4 protein-coding genes are annotated in these 20,231 nt (G+C 46.2%); all 4 read left to right on the forward strand.

Annotated elements, in window-relative coordinates; all coding sequences use genetic code 11:
• The first annotated feature begins 14 nt into the window (after nt 1-14).
• Genes fabD through MHH92_RS12905 form a run of 4 tightly spaced genes read left to right on the forward strand, consistent with a single transcriptional unit; the run spans nt 15 to nt 20,226 of the window.
• Nucleotides 15-3,302: an ACP S-malonyltransferase gene (fabD, locus tag MHH92_RS12890; protein WP_253507935.1), complete on the forward strand. Its 3,288-nt coding sequence runs from the start codon at nt 15-17 to the stop codon at nt 3,300-3,302.
• A 30-nt stretch (nt 3,303-3,332) separates the two neighbouring features.
• Nucleotides 3,333-7,274 (forward strand): type I polyketide synthase, encoded by a 3,942-nt coding sequence (locus tag MHH92_RS12895; RefSeq protein ID WP_340904079.1) that lies wholly within the window; start codon nt 3,333-3,335, stop codon nt 7,272-7,274.
• A complete protein-coding gene (locus tag MHH92_RS12900; RefSeq protein ID WP_340904082.1) occupies nt 7,271-13,486 on the forward strand; it encodes a type I polyketide synthase in 6,216 nt (2,071 codons plus the stop codon). The genes MHH92_RS12895 and MHH92_RS12900 overlap by 4 nt, the downstream gene beginning before the upstream one ends.
• A gap of 47 nt (nt 13,487-13,533) precedes the next feature.
• Entirely contained in the window at nt 13,534-20,226 is a 6,693-nt protein-coding gene (locus MHH92_RS12905) for a beta-ketoacyl synthase N-terminal-like domain-containing protein (RefSeq protein ID WP_340904083.1), read from the forward strand.
• Nucleotides 20,227-20,231 lie beyond the last annotated feature (5 nt).

Below are 20,231 nucleotides of genomic sequence, written 5' to 3' on the forward strand. Positions count from 1 at the left end.
AAAGGGGGGGACATATGAAAGAAAATATTGTTTTTATGTTCTCCGGCCAGGGTTCACAATATCTTCAGGCGGGAAAAGAATTATATCAGATTTATCCGGTTTTTCGCCAATGGATGTTGCAGATGGATCGTTGGGTTCAAGACATCGGTGGCAATTCCATTGTACAGGAATTATATGATTCCAATCCGTATTATCCTGATGATTTCAATGAAACTCTAATTACACATCCGGCCATTTATATGTTGGAATACGCGCTTGCCAGAACGTTAATGGAGAGCGGTGTCATGCCTACAGCCGTTGTGGGCACCAGTTTAGGGGAGTTTGCCGCAGCGGCTGTATCCAACGTAATAACTCCCAAGGCGGGACTCGAAGCGGTTTATAGACAAGCTGAAATCATTCACAAGACATGTATTCCAGGAAGCATGCTTGCTGTATTGCATAGTCGTGAAGTCTATGACACCAATCTGGAGCTGCATGCAGAGTGCGAGCTTGTTGCTGTGAATTCGTCAAATCATCTAGTAATCTCTGGAAGCATGAAAGGGGTTACAAAAGCAGAGGATTGGCTGAAAAGTCAGGGGATTATTTATGTCAGATTACCTGTGACTCACGGCTTTCATTCAGCCTATATCGATCCTGCGGCCAAAGAGTACTTAGCCTATCTGGACAAGCAGTCATATAATGCTCCCGCGATCCCGCTTGTCTCCAGTTTGACGGGACAACCTGTTACCAAGGTATCTACCGATCATTTCTGGCAAGTTGTCAAGGAACCGATTCTATTTTCTCATGCGTTAACCCATATAAAAGAAGAGAAACCGAATAGTATATTTCTGGATTTGGGGCCTTCGGGTACACTTTCCAGCCTCGTAAATCAGATTAGCCACAGGAAGGAACGAACATATATAACCATGACTCCCTTCCATCAGGATGCAAAACATGTGGAACAGATCATTAGTCGTTACGCCAATTCGAATGAAACCGGAGGGGATGAACCTTTGTGGGCATATGTATTTCCAGGGCAGGGATCACAGAAGTTGGGCATGGGTGAAGGATTATTTGAGCAGTTTCCAGAGTTGACCCGGCAGGCGGATGATATTCTTGGATTTTCCATTCAGGAACTGTGCTTGTACGATCGGTCTCAGCAATTGAGCCTGACAGAATATACGCAGCCGGCTTTGTTTGTTGTTAATGCGATGATGTATCTACATAAAATCAAGGAAACGGGCAGAAAGCCAAGCTTGGTTTCGGGCCACAGTCTGGGAGAATACAATGCGCTTTTTGCCGCAGACGTATTTGATTTTGCTACAGGATTAAAGCTTGTACATAAAAGAGGAGAAATCATGAGCATGGCCTCTAAAGGGGCGATGGCCGCGGTTATCGGTTTAACCGAGAGTGCATTGAAGACAATCCTTCAACGATTTGGACTGCATCAACTGGATATCGCCAATCTGAACTCCCCGACCCAAATTGTTCTGGCAGGACCTCAAGAAATCATTGATCAGGCAAAACCAATTTTTGAGCAAAACGGTGCACAGATGTATATCCCTCTCAGGGTCAGCGGGGCATTTCATTCCCGTTATATGGAAGAATCAGCCAAACAATTTGATCAGCACCTCCAGCGTTATACATTTTCCGCTCCAACGATGACCGTCATCTCAAATTATACAGCTCAGCCCTACCGTACAAATGAAATTCATGCCAATTTGGTCCGCCAAATTACACATCCGGTTCGCTGGTGTGAAACGGTAAGGGTTCTGATGGGCATGGGCGTAAACACAATAGAAGAGATCGGTCCAGGCAACGTGCTGACTAAGCTGGTTACAAAGATTCAGACAGAGTGCGAGCCCATCGTATATCGTCCTGATGACATGTCTGTCAAACCGTTATCGTCAGCAGTCCACCCCGATACTCCAATATCATCCGTTGTACAGCCTGGCAGCCAAGAAACTCGACTGGCCGAGTCTCTTGGCTCGAAAACCTTCAAAAAGGACTATAATTTGAAATTGGCCTATTTGACAGGTGCAATGTACAGAGGCATTGCTTCGGCGGAGATGGTTGTTAAAGTGGGGCAATCGGGAATGATGGGCTTTTTGGGCACAGGGGGGTTAAGCCTGAAGCAGATCGAAGAAGGAATCGATTATATACAACACCATTTGCAGGATGGACAGGCATATGGGTTAAATCTTCTTCATCAAATGACACATCCTGAACGTGAAGAAGAACAAGTTAACTTATTACTACGTAAAGGTGTAAATACAGTAGAGGCTTCTGCCTTCATGGGTGTTACTCCGGCATTAATCAAGTACCGTGCCCATGGACTAAAGCGTTCTTCAGACGGGCGGGTATCCGCAACCAATCGCATTATTGCCAAAGTATCCAGACCTGAAGTGGCTGAAGCATTTTTAAGCCCCGCTCCGGAATTCATGGTTGAGAAGATGTTGAAGGAAAACAAGATTACATCTGTTCAGGCAGAACTCCTGAAAAAAGTACCCATTGCAGAGGATCTGTGCCTTGAGGCTGATTCGGGTGGTCATACAGATGCGGGTGTGGCGTATGTCATGCTGCCTGCCATGGTTCGTCTTCGCAATACAATGATGGAAAAGTACGGTTATTCGAAAGAAGTTCGCATTGGTGCTGCCGGTGGTATTGGTACACCTGAAGCAGCAGCAGCAGCATTTTTGCTCGGAGCGGATTTTATCGTAACAGGTTCAATCAATCAATGCACGGTTGAAGCAGCTACTAGCGATGCTGCCAAGGATTTACTACAGGATATGAACATTCACGACACGGAATATGCCCCGGCTGGAGACATGTTTGAGATTGGAGCCAAGATACAGGTTCTTCGCAAAGGTGTATTTTTCCCCGCCAGAGCGAACAAGCTTTATGATTTATATCGACAGCATGATTCTTTGAATGACATTAGCGAAAAAAACAAACAGCAGCTGGAAAAAAAATATTTCAAAAAAACCTTTGATGAAGTATACCGCCAGGTTGTTCAATATAGATCTTCTGAGGAAATACAGAAAGCCGAGCAGAATCCCAAATACAAAATGGCCTTGGTGTTTAAGTGGTATTTTGCCCACAGTACAAAGCTTGCAATGGAAGGAACAGCAGGTCATCAGGTCGATTATCAGATCCACTGTGGTCCAGCCTTGGGAGCTTTTAATCAATGGGTGAAAGGTACAAATCTCGAGGACTGGAGAAACCGTCGTGTAGCTGAAGTGGGCATAAAGTTGATGGGAGATACGGCTTTGGTTTTACAGGAACGATTGAAGCAATTGGCTGGGCAGGTTGAGACGAACTAACTTTTAGCATTGTTAGGGACAGGGGGTGTGATGATGCGACAAAAGAAGGGCACGAAGTCAACATCCGATAGTAATCCGGAAATGAGCCTTACGGATATTGTGATCGTTGGTATGGCGTGCAGGTTTCCGCAGGCTAATCATTATACGACGTTTTGGGATAATCTTGCGAATGGTGTGGATTCCGTCAGGGAGGTTACCCCAGATCGATGGGATGTATCAAAGTTCTATTCTCAAGATATTGACGCCCCTAATAAGAGTATTGGAAAATGGTGCGGTCTGCTGGATGATGTGTATTCTTTTGACCACCGTTTTTTTAGTATCTCTCCCCGAGAGGCCAAAAATATGGATCCTCAGCAACGAATGATGCTTGAAGTATCCTGGCAATGCATAGAGGATTCCGGGATTTCGCTTCAAAGGTTACAGAATCAGATCACTTCCGTTTATGCCGGAGTAATGACGGTAGATCACCGCCAAATGGCGTGCCTTCCCGAATTGGAGATAGATAGCTACGCTTGTCTTGGAAATTATGAAAGTATTCTTGCCAATCGAATTTCTTACGTTATGGACCTCAAGGGCGCGAGTATATCGGTAAATGCAGCTTGTGCATCTTCATTAGTAGCCGTGCATGAAGCCAAACAAGCCCTTCAACGAAAAGAGTGCAATTACGCCTTGGCTGCATGTGTAAATCTAAATTTGCATCCCTGGAAATTTATTTCATTTTCCAAGTCAAGAATGTTAAGTCCGGATGGACGTTGTAAAACCTTTGATAAGGAAGCCAATGGTTATGTACCAGGGGATGGAGCAGGCGTGTTATTGCTTCAAAGGCTTGAAGATGCTTTAGCGGAAGGTAATCATATCTACGGGATTATCAAAGGATCTGCCTGCAATCATGGTGGAAGAAGCGCATCCATAACTGCTCCGAGCATGAAGGCACAACAAGACGTCATCTTGGCTGCTTATCATGATGCAGATATTTCCCCGGAAATGGTCACTTATATTGAGGCACATGGAACGGGAACGTCATTGGGAGATCCGATTGAAATTGAAGCGCTTAAAAATGCATTTGCTGCCTATACTTCCCGAACCCAATTCTGTCGGATTGGCTCGGTAAAAACCAATATTGGCCACTTGGAGAGTGCTGCGGGTATGGCTGGTATTGTGAAAGTGATCATGATGATGAAACATGGTAAAATACCTGCCAACCTTCATTTTAACGATCCTAATCCGATCATAGATTTTAAGAACACTCCTTTTGAAGTGGCAGGGGCTCTAACTGATTGGAATAGTGCTGGCGAAGGTTTGCCTTTAAGAGCGGGCATAAGCTCTTTCGGTTTTGGTGGAGTCAACGCACATCTGGTGATTGAACAGTGGTGCACTGCACCCTCGAACAAACAGAAGGATGCAGCAGCAGGCCGTTCTCAGCTGTTCACGCTATCAGGCAAATCAAAATGGCATTTGGAAAAACAGCTTGAATCGTGGAGGGCATTCTCGCTCACACCCGAGTTTGATGAGTGTACGCTGCGTGATATTAGTGGAACATTGTTCACGGGAAGAGTGGCTTTTCCTTATCGTTATGCTGTGATGGCAGACAACTTACAGCAGTTGAAGGAAGAGTTGCATTCGGAATCAAGTCGTCCTTTCATGCCAAAGCAGCAAAAGTGGGCAATAAGAGTGGGGCACTTTTCCTATATAAACTATGAGCAATTTAGCATGTTAACCCGTGATTTACCGCATATGGAGGACATCGTTCAATCCTTACTGGATCAAATTGCTGATCGTCCACTTGCCGATCATTATCGGCGGATGTTCTACAATGAACCATGGGGGAAAGAGACAATTCCGTGCTGTCAGTTCATTGCGGGATATGCCGTCCTTCGATGTTTACTTGATGCGGGCTTAAAAGTGGAATGGATGACAGGGGAACGTACAGGAATGTGGGTAGTTCTTGGGGTAAACCAGATGATTGTGCCAGAACAAATTCTTTCGAGGCTTGCAGGAGGAAATGAAGCTGACATCATTAAACTTCATCGTCCGTGTATTCCCTATTATGATCCAACACTGCAAGACATTTTGTATCCGGTTTCTTTTAACGAGGCCTATCTTCGTCACTTGTTGGGTGGCACAATAGTTGAAAGTGTGGGCTCTGGGAACAGACAAGATGATCGATTGGAATATCCAATGGTCAGTGATCACGAACGGGTTCAATATTATCTAACTAAGGGTCAATCACTCATCTCTCATCAGTTCACCTTCAGAAAGTATATAGATGAATGGTCGAATCTTCTAGGTAAAGTAAGTGGGGACGATTGGAATTTGGAGGAGTTGCTTGGGAAGCCTGTTGATGTCTTGATGTTTACGGAGCTTTCCACTCAACAGTTGTTCATTATCGTTACGGCTGTGGCTCATTCACTGCGGAGGTTGAATCGCAAATGGGATTTGACGATAATGACTGAGCCTGATCCACGATTCGAACAAATATTGGATCTGATGGACGATCACATCTTACTTCCTGAAATGGCCGCCCAGCTTGTTTTGGATTCCAATGCGGATTATAGGGCGATTGCCAAATCCATGAACCTGAAACAGCAACAGATGCATACGGATCAAAACGAAAACCCATTACATGACCGAAACGATAACCTGCCCGAAATTAGAAATGTTGAGCAATGGCTGCATCAAACACAAGAAAGCCAAGTTGATCTGGAAAAAATTTCGTCAGACATCAAGATCATCGACATCGGAGTAGTTCAATCGGCCGCGCCTGATACGCTGAAACTTGCTTTAAAAGAGGATGAAGCGGGATATGACGTCTGGAATATCCTCGATCAATTATGGCTCCATGGCGTGAATGTGAGGTGGGACCTATGGTTCCCTTCAGGAACATTTAACAAGTGTGCTCTGCCGACTCAGCGTTTCGAGTCTGTAATACATCGATTACATGACAATAACAATACCCTGGCTAATCAATCGGTTATGGATGTACATAAGCTTCCGCGTCCACAGGGGAAGGGGATAGATCCAGCTTTGCACCCGATGATTGGCTGGAATACTTCAACCTTGGATGAATTCAAGTACCAAACGCTGTTTACTGGCAAAGAATTTTTTCTGAATGATCATATCGTAGATGGTAAACGGACTTTACCAGGTGTGGCTTATTTGGAAATGGCATTGGCTGCTGCGCAGAAGGCAGGAATCCAGGAGGTTACTGGTTTTGGTGAAGTGGTGTGGTCAAGACCCCTGACGGTTATGGAGCATCCTGTTGAAGTAAATATTTCTTTGTCGAGAGCTGAGGAAAAAGTTCAATTTCACGTATGGACCGGCGATGATTCAAACTCCAGACGAATTCACGGGCAAGGAACGTTGTATGAAATAAAAACAGAAGGCAATAAACAAGCCTTGCGACAAGGCACTGAATACGAAGTTAAACGTGATATGGATGCGATTAGAAGAAGGTGTGGTGACCCTGTTCCGGGAGTATATCGCACACTTGAAAAGAGTCTTCTCGTCTACGGTCCGTCATTTCAATCCATAACGGATTGTTGGGTGAGTGAAGGTGAGGCTATTGCCAGCTTTGCGCTCCCACTCCCTTGTGATGAACAGTCATATGCATATACGCTTCATCCTGTAACGATGGACAGTGCTTTGCAGACAGCGATGTTACTTGTCCAAAAGGTAAGCTCTAGTCTTTACATGCCCTATTCCATAGGTACGGTCAAATGGTGGAATCGGCTTCCCGACAAGGGAAGTGTGTATGTTAGGCAGCAGAGTATACAAGGGGGAAAAGCGTTCAAGTTTGATATTGTCTTGCTTGATGAACAGGAACAAATATGCATGGAGATGCGTGATTTTACGGTAAGACAGGCTCAGGACAAAAAGCGCCATGCGAAGGACTCACTGAAAACACTTTTGCAAAGATTGGAAGCCGGAGAGGTTGAACCCATTGATGTCTTAACTTATATGGAGGAACGATGAGAAAAGAACAGATGTTATCACTGGATCAGATTCTTGAAATGGTGAAGGGACGACGTCTCTCATCAGAGATAGCCTACCAGCTTATACAGGAAATAGAGCGGCATGATAATTCGGCTTCCAATGAAAAAAACATGCTGCAGAATACGTATCTGTATCCATCCTGGGAAATTCAAGACCTTCAAGGTACTGTTTTCAAAAGTGAGAGACTTCTGTTATTTGTTACTGGTGAAGAAAACATGGGGCAATGGGATGAGAGTGCTTCCATCATTCGTGTGTTACAAGGAAATCAATTCATCGAGCAGGATGCTGGTACATTCGTAGTCCGTCCGGAACATGAAGAGGATTACGAGCGTTTATTCAACCGACTGTCCGAATTACAGTGGATTCCTGATACTGTCGTTCATGGATGGAGTGGTGCCGTGCTTTCTGAAGATGGAGGGACGCTGCTGAGTAAACAGCTTGCCCAGGGCGTGTACGCTTTATTTTATACATGCCAATGGCTAGCGAAATGTGCTGACAAAAAGAAAGTAACCCTTTTATATGTTTATTCCAGCGATCGTAAAGAAGAACCGGCAAGTGAAGCGGTAAGCAGTTTCATGCGCAGTGTAACATGGGAACACCCGCAATGGACATGTCGTACATTGGACACGGGAAATGAACCAATCGATATGTTCCAACTCATAAAACAGGAGCTGGAAGCTCGGGACCAAGCGGTGGAGGTTCGTTATCGGGACAATCGGCGTTATGTAAAAAGATTGGTATCGCTGCCGAAAAAAGAATATTCACAAGTGGAGTGGAACAAAGAAGGCGTGTATTTGATCACAGGTGGGATGGGCGGCATCGGTCTAAAGTTTGCCTCCTTGCTTGCCAAATCCGCTCGTGTCATTGTTTTATCTGGACGCTCCATGCTGAGTAGGGATCAGGAACAACAATTGCATGATCTAGGGAAGTTTGGAGCTGAAATAGTGTATATCCCGGTGGATGTATCGGAACGTGAGTCCGCTTTTAATCTCATCCGTGAGTGCAAAGCCAGATTTGGAGGCATTCATGGTGTGATTCATTGCGCTGGTGTATTGAGAGACTCAATGCTTCAATCCAAAAATAAAGTGGACATGGATGCTGTTATCGCTCCTAAAGTATACGGAACGGTTTGGCTGGACGAAGCTTCTTGTCATGAACAGTTGGATTTTTTCGTCGTTTGCTCCTCCGTCATGTCCGTTCTGGGCAACGCTGGACAATGTGACTATGCCTTTGCCAATGGCTTTATGGACAGTTTTTGCCGTCAACGGGATCGTTTGAACAAAGAGGGGTTACGTTCCGGTCAGACGATTTCCCTGAATTGGCCTCTATGGTCGGAAGCGGGGATGGGAGTAGATCCAACTCATCGCCTTTTTTTGGAGAATACGCTCGGGATTTCATCGATATCCAGCGAACATGCCATACAGGCTTTTGAAGATGCTCTCCATTGTAAGGAAAATCAGCTGGTAATTGTTGGCGGGGATGCGGTCAAATTTCAGAAGGTACACGAGAAAACATCGTTTGCGGATGTGGACCCATCGAAAAAGGATGTGTTGTTGCAGAACAGCATAAATGAAGAAGTTCTACTAGAAAGGGTTTCAGAGGTCATTTTGACCATATCCTCAAAGATTCTTAGTGTTGACATACAGGAACTGGATCTGGATGCGGATAAGAGCGACTATGGATTTGATTCCATTTCGACGACTGATTTTGTCAATCGACTCAACGCAACGTATAACATTGATCTGACGCCTCCTGTTGTGTTTGAATATGCGACTTTAAGGACCTTTGCAACCTACCTGATCGGAGCTTATGGCGAAGACATTGCCCGATATCATGGAATGAGTGGAGGACACGATGAACCCGTAATGCAGACTTCACATCCGGTCAGTGATGATGAAACAAATGAGAATGCAAGTGAGCCTGTCGATGTTCATAGGAGCAATAAAGAACCCATTGCCATTATTGGAATAGGCGCTCATATGCCTCAATCCGAGAGTATGGATGAACTATGGGAGAACTTGGTTTCCGGAAAAACCTTTATTTCCGAAATCCCCCCTGAACGCTGGGATTGGCATCAATATTATGGGGATCCAATAAAGGAAGTTAATAAAACCAACATCAAATGGGGCGGATTTATGAAAGCCATTGATCAATTTGATGCTTCGTTTTTTGGAATTTCGCCTTATGAAGCTGGGTTGATGGACCCGAGACAGCGCATTTATTTGCAAACCGTATGGGAAGCCATTGAAGATGCTGGTTACAGGCCATCCGATTTGTCCGGGAGTAAAACAGGCATGTTTGTTGGGGTGGTTAGTTCAGATTATTATGATTTGATGCATCAATCAGGCATTCCTACCGAGGCACATACAGCTTTGGGCATATTTCATTCCATTCTGGCTAACCGAATTTCATATCTTCTAAATCTGCATGGACCCAGTGAGCCTGTGGATACAGCCTGTTCCGGTTCGCTGGTCGCCATTCATCGGGCAGTGGAGTCGATACACAACGGAGAATGTGAACTGGCAGTTGCAGGAGGCATCAGTGTTATCGCAAGTCCACAGCTGATGATTGCCTTTAATCAGGCAGGTATGCTCAGTGTGGATGGTCGCTGTAAAACCTTTGATCAAGGTGCTGATGGGTACGTTCGTGGTGAGGGTAGTGGGGCATTGCTGCTCAAACCATTGTCCAAAGCGGAAGCGGATGGAGACCATATCTATGGAGTAATTCAGGCAACGGCTATAAATCATGGGGGACATGCCAACACTTTGACGTCTCCAAATCCTAACGCACAGGCAGAACTCATTGTTGAAGCGTGGTCCAGATCCGGAATTGATCCGAGGACAGCAGATTATATTGAAGCACATGGTACGGGGACGCCATTGGGTGATCCGATCGAGATAAATGCGCTTAAAAAAGCATTCTCTCAGCTGGTTCAAAACTGGGATGAGTTGCATGGCACGCAGAGCGGCTCATCCCCGGATTCCACTGTTCCGCACTGTGCAGTGGGAACTATAAAAACGTATATTGGGCACCTGGAGGCAGCAGCAGGAGTAGCGGGAGTACTAAATGTGTTACTCAGTATGAAGCATAACCGATTGCTGCCAAATCTGCAGTTAAATGAAGTTAACCCGTACATCCAGTTGAAGAACAGTCCATTTTATATCGTAAAGGAAGGACAGACGTGGAGTCGCAAACATGACACTGTCCCAAGAAGTGCGGGCGTAAGTTCATTTGGCTTTGGAGGTGTCAATGCTCATATCGTCATCCGCGAATATGTGACCAAGCACAATAGTTCCCAAAATATATCCAATCGCCCCCAGTTACTCATCGTTTCTGCAAAGAACAGGGATCGATTGGAAGCATATGCGAGGCGACTCGTTGAATTTCTGAGTCAAACGGATGGGATTACCCTAGCTGATGTTGCATTGACGATGCAAACGGGCAGGGAAGAGATGGAGGAAAGGCTTGCATTGGTGAGTTCGAGCATCACGGATGCCACGGAAATGCTTGAGCGGTTTGTTGCAGGTAAGGCAGATCTATCTCGATGTTGGCAAGGGAGCGTATCCAAACGCAAATCCCTCCCAGATGAACACGTTATAACTTACTACAATCATCCATCCACAGATCAGGATTTCATGATGGAAGCAGAACTCGATAAACTTGCTCAGCTCTGGGTAACTGGTAAAAGGATTGATTGGTCTTCAATGGATAAAAGTGAAGGGCAACGGAAAATCTCCATCCCGACTTATCCGTTTGCAGAGACACGGCACTGGCTTCCTAATCCAGTCAACAGTATAAAAAACGCTGGAGCTCATCGGTCGGGAATGGATAACAGATTCATGATGAAGCTGGAAAACAGATCGGATTTTCGGGCATACAGCTACGAATTTGAATTTACGGGTCAGGAATCCTTTTTTCGGGATCACGAAATAAACGGATATAATGTATTGCCTGCCTCAGCACATATTGAGTTGATGAGGGCCGCTGTCATGATGGCTACTCAACCCAGAGAGGATGAACAAATCAACCTCCAAAAGCTGATATGGCTCAAACCTGTTGTAGCTCAACAAGGTATGGGAAGGCTTCGAATCCTTCTTAATCCATCCTCTAATGGAGATATTGAGGTGACCGTTCAATCACCAAGTGAGTCCCAGGGGGATGAGACAGAGACCATAGTTTTTAGCCAGGGGACTGCTGTGATTACCAAGCGTGGAGTACGCAAGACTAGCGAAGTGGAGACCATCCTGAGCAGCTGTAATCTGGAAAATCTCACTTCAGAGCAATGTTATTCCTTTTTTTCAGCAAGAGGCATGCGGTATGGTCCAGACTTCCAGGGTCTGAAATCTGTATCAGTGGGTCATGATCAGGCATTGGCCAGAATTGCTTTGCCTTCGAATATTATCGCTGGATTTCAGGAGGGTACCCTTCATCCAGGTCTTCTGGATAATGCTTTTCAGGCCGCCATTGGGATCTGGTCCAGTGCTTCGGGAAAAATTCAGGAGGAGCAGCAAGATACGTCTTTGTTGCCCTTCTCCATACAGCAAATTCAAATATTTGGCTCCTGCGAAGCCGAGATGTGGGCTCATGTCCGAGTACGTCAGGAGAGTGGCAGCGCCGTTGTACACGCAGATACCGAATATGACATGGATTTGTTTAATGTTGAGGGTGATGTACGAGTATCTATTAGGGCAATGCGTTTTAGAAGATCTGAGCCGAAAGCTTCTGGCCTCGAAGAGACTAAAGGGATGGAGACATACGAGTTACAAATGCTGGCCCCTGTATGGAAAGAGCAGACAATCGGCTTGCATGAACATGAATATGAACGTGTACTCAACGATCTCCCAGGAGAAATATGCTTGGTAGGTACGAAGAGCTCGTACTTGACTCAGCTGCTTAAACATCTGCCTCACGCCGAAGTGATCGTTTTGAATCCACAGGATTCCATCATGCGGATCTCGGAACAACTGACCCCAATTATGAACCTTCGACATATGGTGTGGATATCTCCGATAACCGCCGGAAACTCACCTGATGTCGAGGGAATGATTGAGGCTCAGGAAGAAGGCGTGTTTCTTCTGTACAGACTGATTAAGGCACTTCTTCAGGACAGATATGGGAATCGCAGCATGGAATGGACTCTAATCACAATGCGGGCAAACGCCATTCATACACTTGATTCAGTTGATCCCACTCATGCCGGGATACATGGTCTTATAGGGGTATTGTGCAAAGAACGACCTGGATGGAAGGTTAGACAGGTGGATTTGGATCAGTTGAACGATAAGAATATGTACGAGTTGTTTTCGTTGTCTGCTGATTCCTATGGATTCCCATACGTAAACCGACATGGCGAATGGTTTCGTCAACAACTTGTGCCCGTTACATATTCCCCTGTGGGTTCGGGGCAGTCTCATTCCTATCGCCATGGAGGCGTATACGTTGTTATCGGGGGAGCAGGCGGAATCGGAGAGGCATGGAGTGAATATATGATCCAGCATTACAAAGCCCAGATCATCTGGCTGGGAAGAAGGAAACTGGATGCTGATATTCAGGCGAAATTGCAAAGGCTGGGCGAGCTCGGACCTGCGCCCTGTTACATGGCTATTGATGCCACGGATTCGGAAGCAATGGGTCAGGCATGTACAGATATTAGGCGAAATCATCAAACCATTCATGGTTTTATTCATTCAGCCATCGTGTTGGAGGATCGTAGCCTGGAATATATGGACGAAGCTGCTTTTCGGAAAGCTTATTCCATCAAGGTAGACATCAGCATCAATATAGCCAAAGCGTGTATCGGAGAGTCGCTTGACTTTGTACTCTTTTTTTCGTCCATGAACTCCTTTTTGAATTCGGCCGGACAAGCCAATTACGTAGCCGGCTGTACGTTCAAAGATGTATTCGCCCAATTTTTGAGACAGTGCTGTAATTTCCCCGTCAAAGTGATGAACTGGGGATATTGGGGAAGTGTGGGGTCGGTACGTTCTGAATATTATAAGACACGCATGGCGAAAGCAGGACAAGGTTCAATCGAAGCTCCTGAAGCGATGGAGGCTCTAAATGTACTGATGAATGGTGTGCTGGATCAGATTGCATTGATAAGGAAACAGCCTTTGGTGGATATGCAGATCTTGGATGAAGAAGAATCCATTGTAGTCTATCAGGGAGCTGTACCGTCTCTGGTTGTATAACAGGGGTCTGAAGAGCGGGGATTATCAGACGGTAGGGGGAACGTGTAATGACAGAGCTGAAAGAGTTGTTGGGTCAATTATTATGGGGCAGACTGCATGCTACAGGACTTTTGAGCAATTTCCGGGGTGAAGATGCAGCTGTAGCAGAAATGCCTGATTCATTGATCAAGCGTTACGGAAGATGGTGGCAGGAGAGTTTTCTTTATTTGCGAAAATACGGTTATTTCACCTCTACTGGTGCTGTAAATCCCTTGATTCAGACCAACGATACGGACCTGGCTCACGCATGGAAGGAATGGGATAGGAAAAAACTGCTGTGGCTATCCGATCCAAACGTATCTTCCTACATTCCATTGTTGGATGCCACGCTCCGAGCGTTGCCGGACATTTTGACTGGTCAGAAGTCCGCAACCGACATTATTTTTCCGAATAGTTCCATGCATCTGGTGGAGAACATTTACATGAATAATCCTGCTGCCGATTATTTCAATGCCGTTTTGGCAGAGCGGGTTGCAGCTATTATAAAACAGCAACTTGTGCAGGAGCCGAGTGCACATATCCGCATTGTGGAGATCGGAGCCGGAACGGGAGGCACGAGCCAAGCAGTTCTTACCCGGCTGAATGATTTTCATTCCCATATTCTGGAGTATTGTTATACCGACCTTTCCCAGGCTTTTTTGAGTCATGCCCAACAGGTATATGGCCCGCATTATCCGTACCTTACATACGGAACGTTTGATTTGTCTAAACCTTTGTCCACCCAATCTCTGCAAGCGGGGAGTTATGATATAGCGATAGCAACTAATGTCATGCATGCCGCTCCTAATATTCGCCTTGCCTTAAGGAATGCTAAGGCATTGCTCCGTTGTAAGGGTGTTGTTTTGATCAATGAAATCACCGAAAATACGCTATTGAATCACCTTACATTTGGTTTGTTGGATGGGTGGTGGAGCTATGTGGACCCTGCTCTGCGTATTTCCGGAGGACCTTTGCTTAAACAGGAAACTTGGAAAAACGTATTGTTATCCGAGGGGTTCGGGGAAGTACAGTTACTGGCTCATTCTGACGAATTTAAGGGCCAGCAAGTGATAATGGGAACAAGCAATGGCGTGGTACGTCAGCAAACCTTGAAACATGAGCAAACCGTGAAACATCAGGTCCAAAGTCAAACGAGTCGCATTTCGCAGGATATTCAGGAAAAACCGTCAGACATCCGGTTACCCGAAGTGGAGGGTTCACGTACATCCGAAGAAAAACTGAAGTACATAAAGGAAGTGCTTGTTCGGACATTATGTGAATCTTTGAAAGTGGAGGCACAGCTTATTGACCCTGAGGAGGCTTTTTCCGATTATGGGGTTGACTCTATAACGGGTGTTCGATTAATTCATTCCATTAATGAACGGTTGGGAACGGAGCTGTTCACCACCGATATTTTTGATTTTCCTTGTGTCAATCAGCTTGCACAGTATATTTCCCCAATGGTTCAGGAGAAACCGATGGAGCCTGAACAACAAACGCAGCTTCATGGGGGGCGCAGTGCCGATAGGCCCGACGTCCAACGGACTGAACAGATTAATGAAGAGCGAGAATTCACGTTGGGTGATGCAATGGAGAGTCATTCCGATGGCGATATAACATCCTCCGATTCCAACAACAGACACAAGGACATTGCGATCATTGGCTACAGCGGCAGATTCCCGCAATCGGATAATGTAGATGAATTATGGGAGCATTTGGCTGCAGGCAATGACTTGATTCAGCGTGGGGCGCGGTGGACTTCCGAACAGACAGGATCATCCGTAGAGAAAACCGAAAATAACCATGGAGCTTTTTTGGAAGATAGCGACTGTTTTGACCCCTTGTTTTTCAAAATCTCCAATGTTGAAGCAATGCATATGGACCCGCAGCAGCGATTGTTTCTGGAGGAATCGTGGAAAACCCTTGAACACGCCGGATACGCGGGCGAACTAATTCAGGGCCGTCAATGCGGAGTGTATACCGGATATTGTGGAGGAGACTATGAGAAGTTGATCGGTGAACAGGCCCCTGCACAAGCCTTTTGGGGCAATGCTGCATCCATCGTACCTGCCCGGGTATCCTATTTTCTGAATTTACAGGGGCCGGCGATTGCGGTTGATACCGCTTGCTCAAGTTCGCTGGTTGCCATTCATCTGGCTTGTCAAGCCCTATGGTCAGGGGAAGTGGAGCTTGCTCTGGCAGGTGGAGTGTTTGTGCAATCCACGCCTGATTTTTATCTTTCTGCTAGTCGGGCGGGCATGTTGTCCCCTGCTGGACGGTGTCATAGCTTTGATGAACGTGCAGACGGTTTTGTACCGAGTGAGGGTGTTGGGGTCTTGTTGCTCAAACGGCTGGAGGATGCCATCCAAGATGGCGATCATGTACATGGGATCATCAAAGGCAGCTGTATCAATCAGGATGGGAGCACCAATGGTATCACAGCCCCTAGTAGAGCCTCACAAGAAAGACTTGAACGCCAGCTATACGAACAGTTCGGTGTTAATCCCGATCAGATCCAATTGGTTGAAGCGCATGGTACTGGAACAAAACTGGGTGATCCCATTGAATTCGAAGCACTGAACCGAAGTTTTCGGAAGTATACGAGCCGTTCACAATATGCTGCACTAGGTTCGATCAAGTCGAATATGGGACATTCGATTGCAGCAGCGGGCATAGCCGGTGTTATCAAATTGTTATTGGCCTTGAAACATCAACAGATTCCACCATCCATCCATTATTCCAAAGCAAATCCCAATATTGATTTTTCGAAAAGTCCATTCTATGTCAATACTCAATTGAATCCATGGCATACACCTCCCGGACGAAAAAGGGCTGCTCTTGTAAGCTCATTTGGCTTTAGTGGAACTAACTCTCACCTTGCCATCGAGGAGTCTCCCGGAGAGTTTTCTCCTTCAATACATAAACCGGGTTATCTAATGGTGTTGTCTGCACAATCGACAGGACAGTTGAGGGAACAAGTGAGACGAATTGCGCAGCATTACAGGAAAGTGGGAGCCCAGCTTGATTACGCAAGCACAAGCTTTACTTTGATGACGGGGAGAAGACATCTGGAGCATCGGTTAGCGTGTGTAATTCAGCATTCTGACGATATGGCCTCCATTTTGGAACAATGGCTTGAAACCGGTGGCTCATCACAGATCTATGCGGCGGATTTATCAGGCCAGCCTTCCAAAGAGCAATCCGTTCTTCGACGTTATGGCAATGAATGTATCCAAAAAATCGCTGCGGAATCAACAGATGATTCGCGATATCTTGAAAACCTGCATGTTATTGCTGAATTGTACGTACAAGGATATGAATTGGATTATAACAGGCTTTATTTGACGGAAAAGTATAAAAGAATACCTTTGCCGACGTATCCCTTTGCACGGGAAAAGTATTGGGTGAGTTACGGGGAAGCCATGCCTTCCATTGAAAGGAATGTAAACAGGGAGATTTCGGATGTTGCTCCTGTCACAAAAGAGCGCAGAATAGCCAAGCTTCTCGGGAAGCAATGGAGGCACGCGGCGGTTACAAAGCTTGATCCAGGACATGGGAAAGTTGTGGTTGGATCTACAATGAAAACCGTTGGACTTGCCAATAAACTTTCACAGATGATACATGGGAGCCAGGTTGTGCTTGTGAGTGAGAAAGAGCAGGATTCTGGACTTCTGCTCGATGTTTTGATGAATTGTGATGCTTTTATAGATCTGTCAGGCTGTGGCCGAAAGATGGAAGCAGAAGAAATGATGCTGGACAAACTGATCTACTGGATAGCACGGCTCCAACAAATGATTGATACCCGTGGTCACAAAGAATTAAAACTGCTTGGAGTCACCATGGGCCTAGAGTCTTTCCAGAACCAATCGATTCATCTGGGTGGAGCAGAACGGGCTGGGCTCTACAGGATACTCCAAAGTGAGTACAGTCATATTATTTCGCGGCATATCGATGTGGACCCGAGGGACAGTGAGCTTGATATCGCAGCACAGATCGTTCAGGAGTTAACTCATGCAGGGAAGGAACAGGAGGTCTGTTATCGTGAAGGACAGCGGTACAGTGCTTATCTGGATACACTCGATAACATGAATATACAGCAGTTGAATCAAACCCGACTCCCTTTTTCATCCAATCATGTTCTTTGGGTAACTGGGGGCACGCGGGGTCTCGGCATGCTGTGTGCGCAGCATGCCGTCCGACACTACGGGGTCCGTAAACTTGTTCTGATCGGTCAGACCCCATTTCCATCTCGACATGAATGGGAGGCGCGACGCGGGGACAAAGACGAGATTGGCAGCAAAATAAGAGATATCCTGGAATTGGAGAAACAGGGCGTACAGATTGAAGTGTTGTCTCTTGATATAGGTAATAAGGAGAAACTTCTGGAGGCTGCAAAACATATACGTTCAACGATGGGCGCAGCCGGAGGAGTAATTCACGCAGCTGGCATAGCCGACATGGAGAATCCCGCCTTTATTCGTAAACCGCTGGAGTCGATTCGGAGGGTGTTGTCCCCTAAAATATTAGGCACTGTAGCACTCTATGAATGCTTCCGTCACGATCCTTTGCAATTTTTTGTCCTGTTCTCTTCCGTGGCTGGAGCCATTTCGAAACTTGGTGTCGGACAAAGCGATTATGCCATGGCTAACACCTACATGGATTATTATGCCGCAGCGCATGCCCCTACCAGTCCACTTATCAGCATCCAATGGCCGAACTGGAAGGAATCCGGGATGGGTGAGTTTCCAAGTCAAGCTTATAACGAAACCGGCCTGCTCAGCATCACGGATGAAGAAGGACTAAAGCTGCTGGACTGGGCACTAGTCACCCAACAAAGCGCAGTCATGCTTCCGGCAATCGTGAGCAGCGAATCCATGGACACTGAGGGGAAAGCGGGAATTTCCAGAGCGGTTAAAGCTGAAACGATGTCCGAAATACCTATGACAAGTGGTGCTCCTTTTTCTGATACATCAGAGATATTACAGATGAAATTAAGTTCCATATTCGCAGAGGAATTGTGTGTTGAACCCGAAAAAATGAACCCAGACCGATCCTTCGAACATTTCGGGATGGATTCAATCCTGATTGCTCAGCTGGCACGCCGGATAGAACGCGAGCTTCAAATTCCTGTGGTGGAACCTTATCTCTTTTTGGACCATCCAACGATCGCAGGACTGACAGGGGCTTTGCTGCCAAAATACGTAACAAGTCCACGTATATCTCCTGAACAGATCAACAGACATGAGGCACGACAGATTCTCCAGCCGCCCAAAGAATGTTCCCGTTCCCGAGTGGCCATTATTGGAATGGCCTGTCATTTCCCGGATGCGGTGAACCCGGAACAATTTTGGAACAATCTGAAGACAGGCAAAAACAGTATACGTGAAATTCCGTCATCCCGGTGGGATTGGAGAACGTACTACCATCCTGATGGTGAAGCCGGGAAAAGTATGAGCAAATGGGGAGCTTTTCTCGATGAGCTGGAATCGTTTGATCCCGATTTTTTCGGAATGGATCATTCACTGGCAACTCATCTGGACCCTTTGCAAAGGCAGTGGCTTGAGGTTAGCGCTGAAGCACTTGCAGATGCAGGATATGGAAAAAATCAGCTTGAGTCGCTTGAGGTTGGTGTGTTTGCAGGGGCAAGAACAGGTCATTTCATGAGCAAAATACGTCAGGACAACAAACAAACCATCATTGGTACAGGTCAAAATTTTATTACGGCACATTTGGCTCATTTATATAACCTCAGAGGTCCAAATATGGTCGTGGACACCGCTTGTTCCAGTTCCCTAACAGCCATCCACCTGGCTGCCCGGAGTTTGCAAAATGGGGAAGCAGATCTGGTGATTGCCGGTGGGGTTGAAGTTTTATTGGATGAGACCCCTTATCTTTCCCTGACTGCATCAAGGGTGCTGTCACCAGATGGACAATGTAAAACCTTTGATGCCTCTGCCAACGGAATTGGGGTTGGGGAGGGCTGTGGAGTAATCATCATGAAACGATTGGAACAGGCCATAGCGGACGGTGACAAAATCTACGGAGTGATTGATGGCTCTGCAATTAACAATGATGGTCATACGATGGGCGTCACCACACCGAATCCCCAGGCTCAGCAGACGTTGATCGAACGTGCTATCAAGGATGCCAATATTGATCCGGCTTCAATCAATTATGTGGAAACACATGGAACAGGCACGGTCATTGGAGATCCCATTGAGCTTAAAGCGTTAACTCAAGTACTGGGAACCCGTATGGAAAAGGGAGATCTTTGCGGCGTGGGAAGTGTCAAAAGTAATGTCGGACATCTGTTGAGTGCGGCAGGGGCAGTTAGCATAATCAAGGTTTTGCTGAGTATGGTTCATGGCCAGATCCCGCCCAGTTTAAATTGTCCGCATCCGAATCCGAGATTTCGATTTGAAGAAAGTCCGTTATTCCTTGTTCAAGAACTTACACCCTGGACCAATAAAGTGTTGCGTGCGGGTGTCAGCGCGTTTGGACTCGGAGGAAACAACGCTCATATCCTTGTCAGCAATGAGGGTGTCCCGGACCCAAATAAAGCGACACTGGAACCTCGTTTCAATCGCATTGCCTGGCAAAGGGCTCGGTTTTGGCCTGACGAGGGTGAGGAAAAAAACTTGGTGGTCGGATCGTATTCAGGACAAACCAATCGTAAACCTGAGCATATGCTGTCTTTCTTCACACCGAAAAAATTGCAGTAAGGGGG

The organism is Paenibacillus sp. FSL M7-1414 (genome assembly GCF_038003195.1).
Taxonomy (GTDB): domain Bacteria; phylum Bacillota; class Bacilli; order Paenibacillales; family Paenibacillaceae; genus Paenibacillus; species Paenibacillus amylolyticus.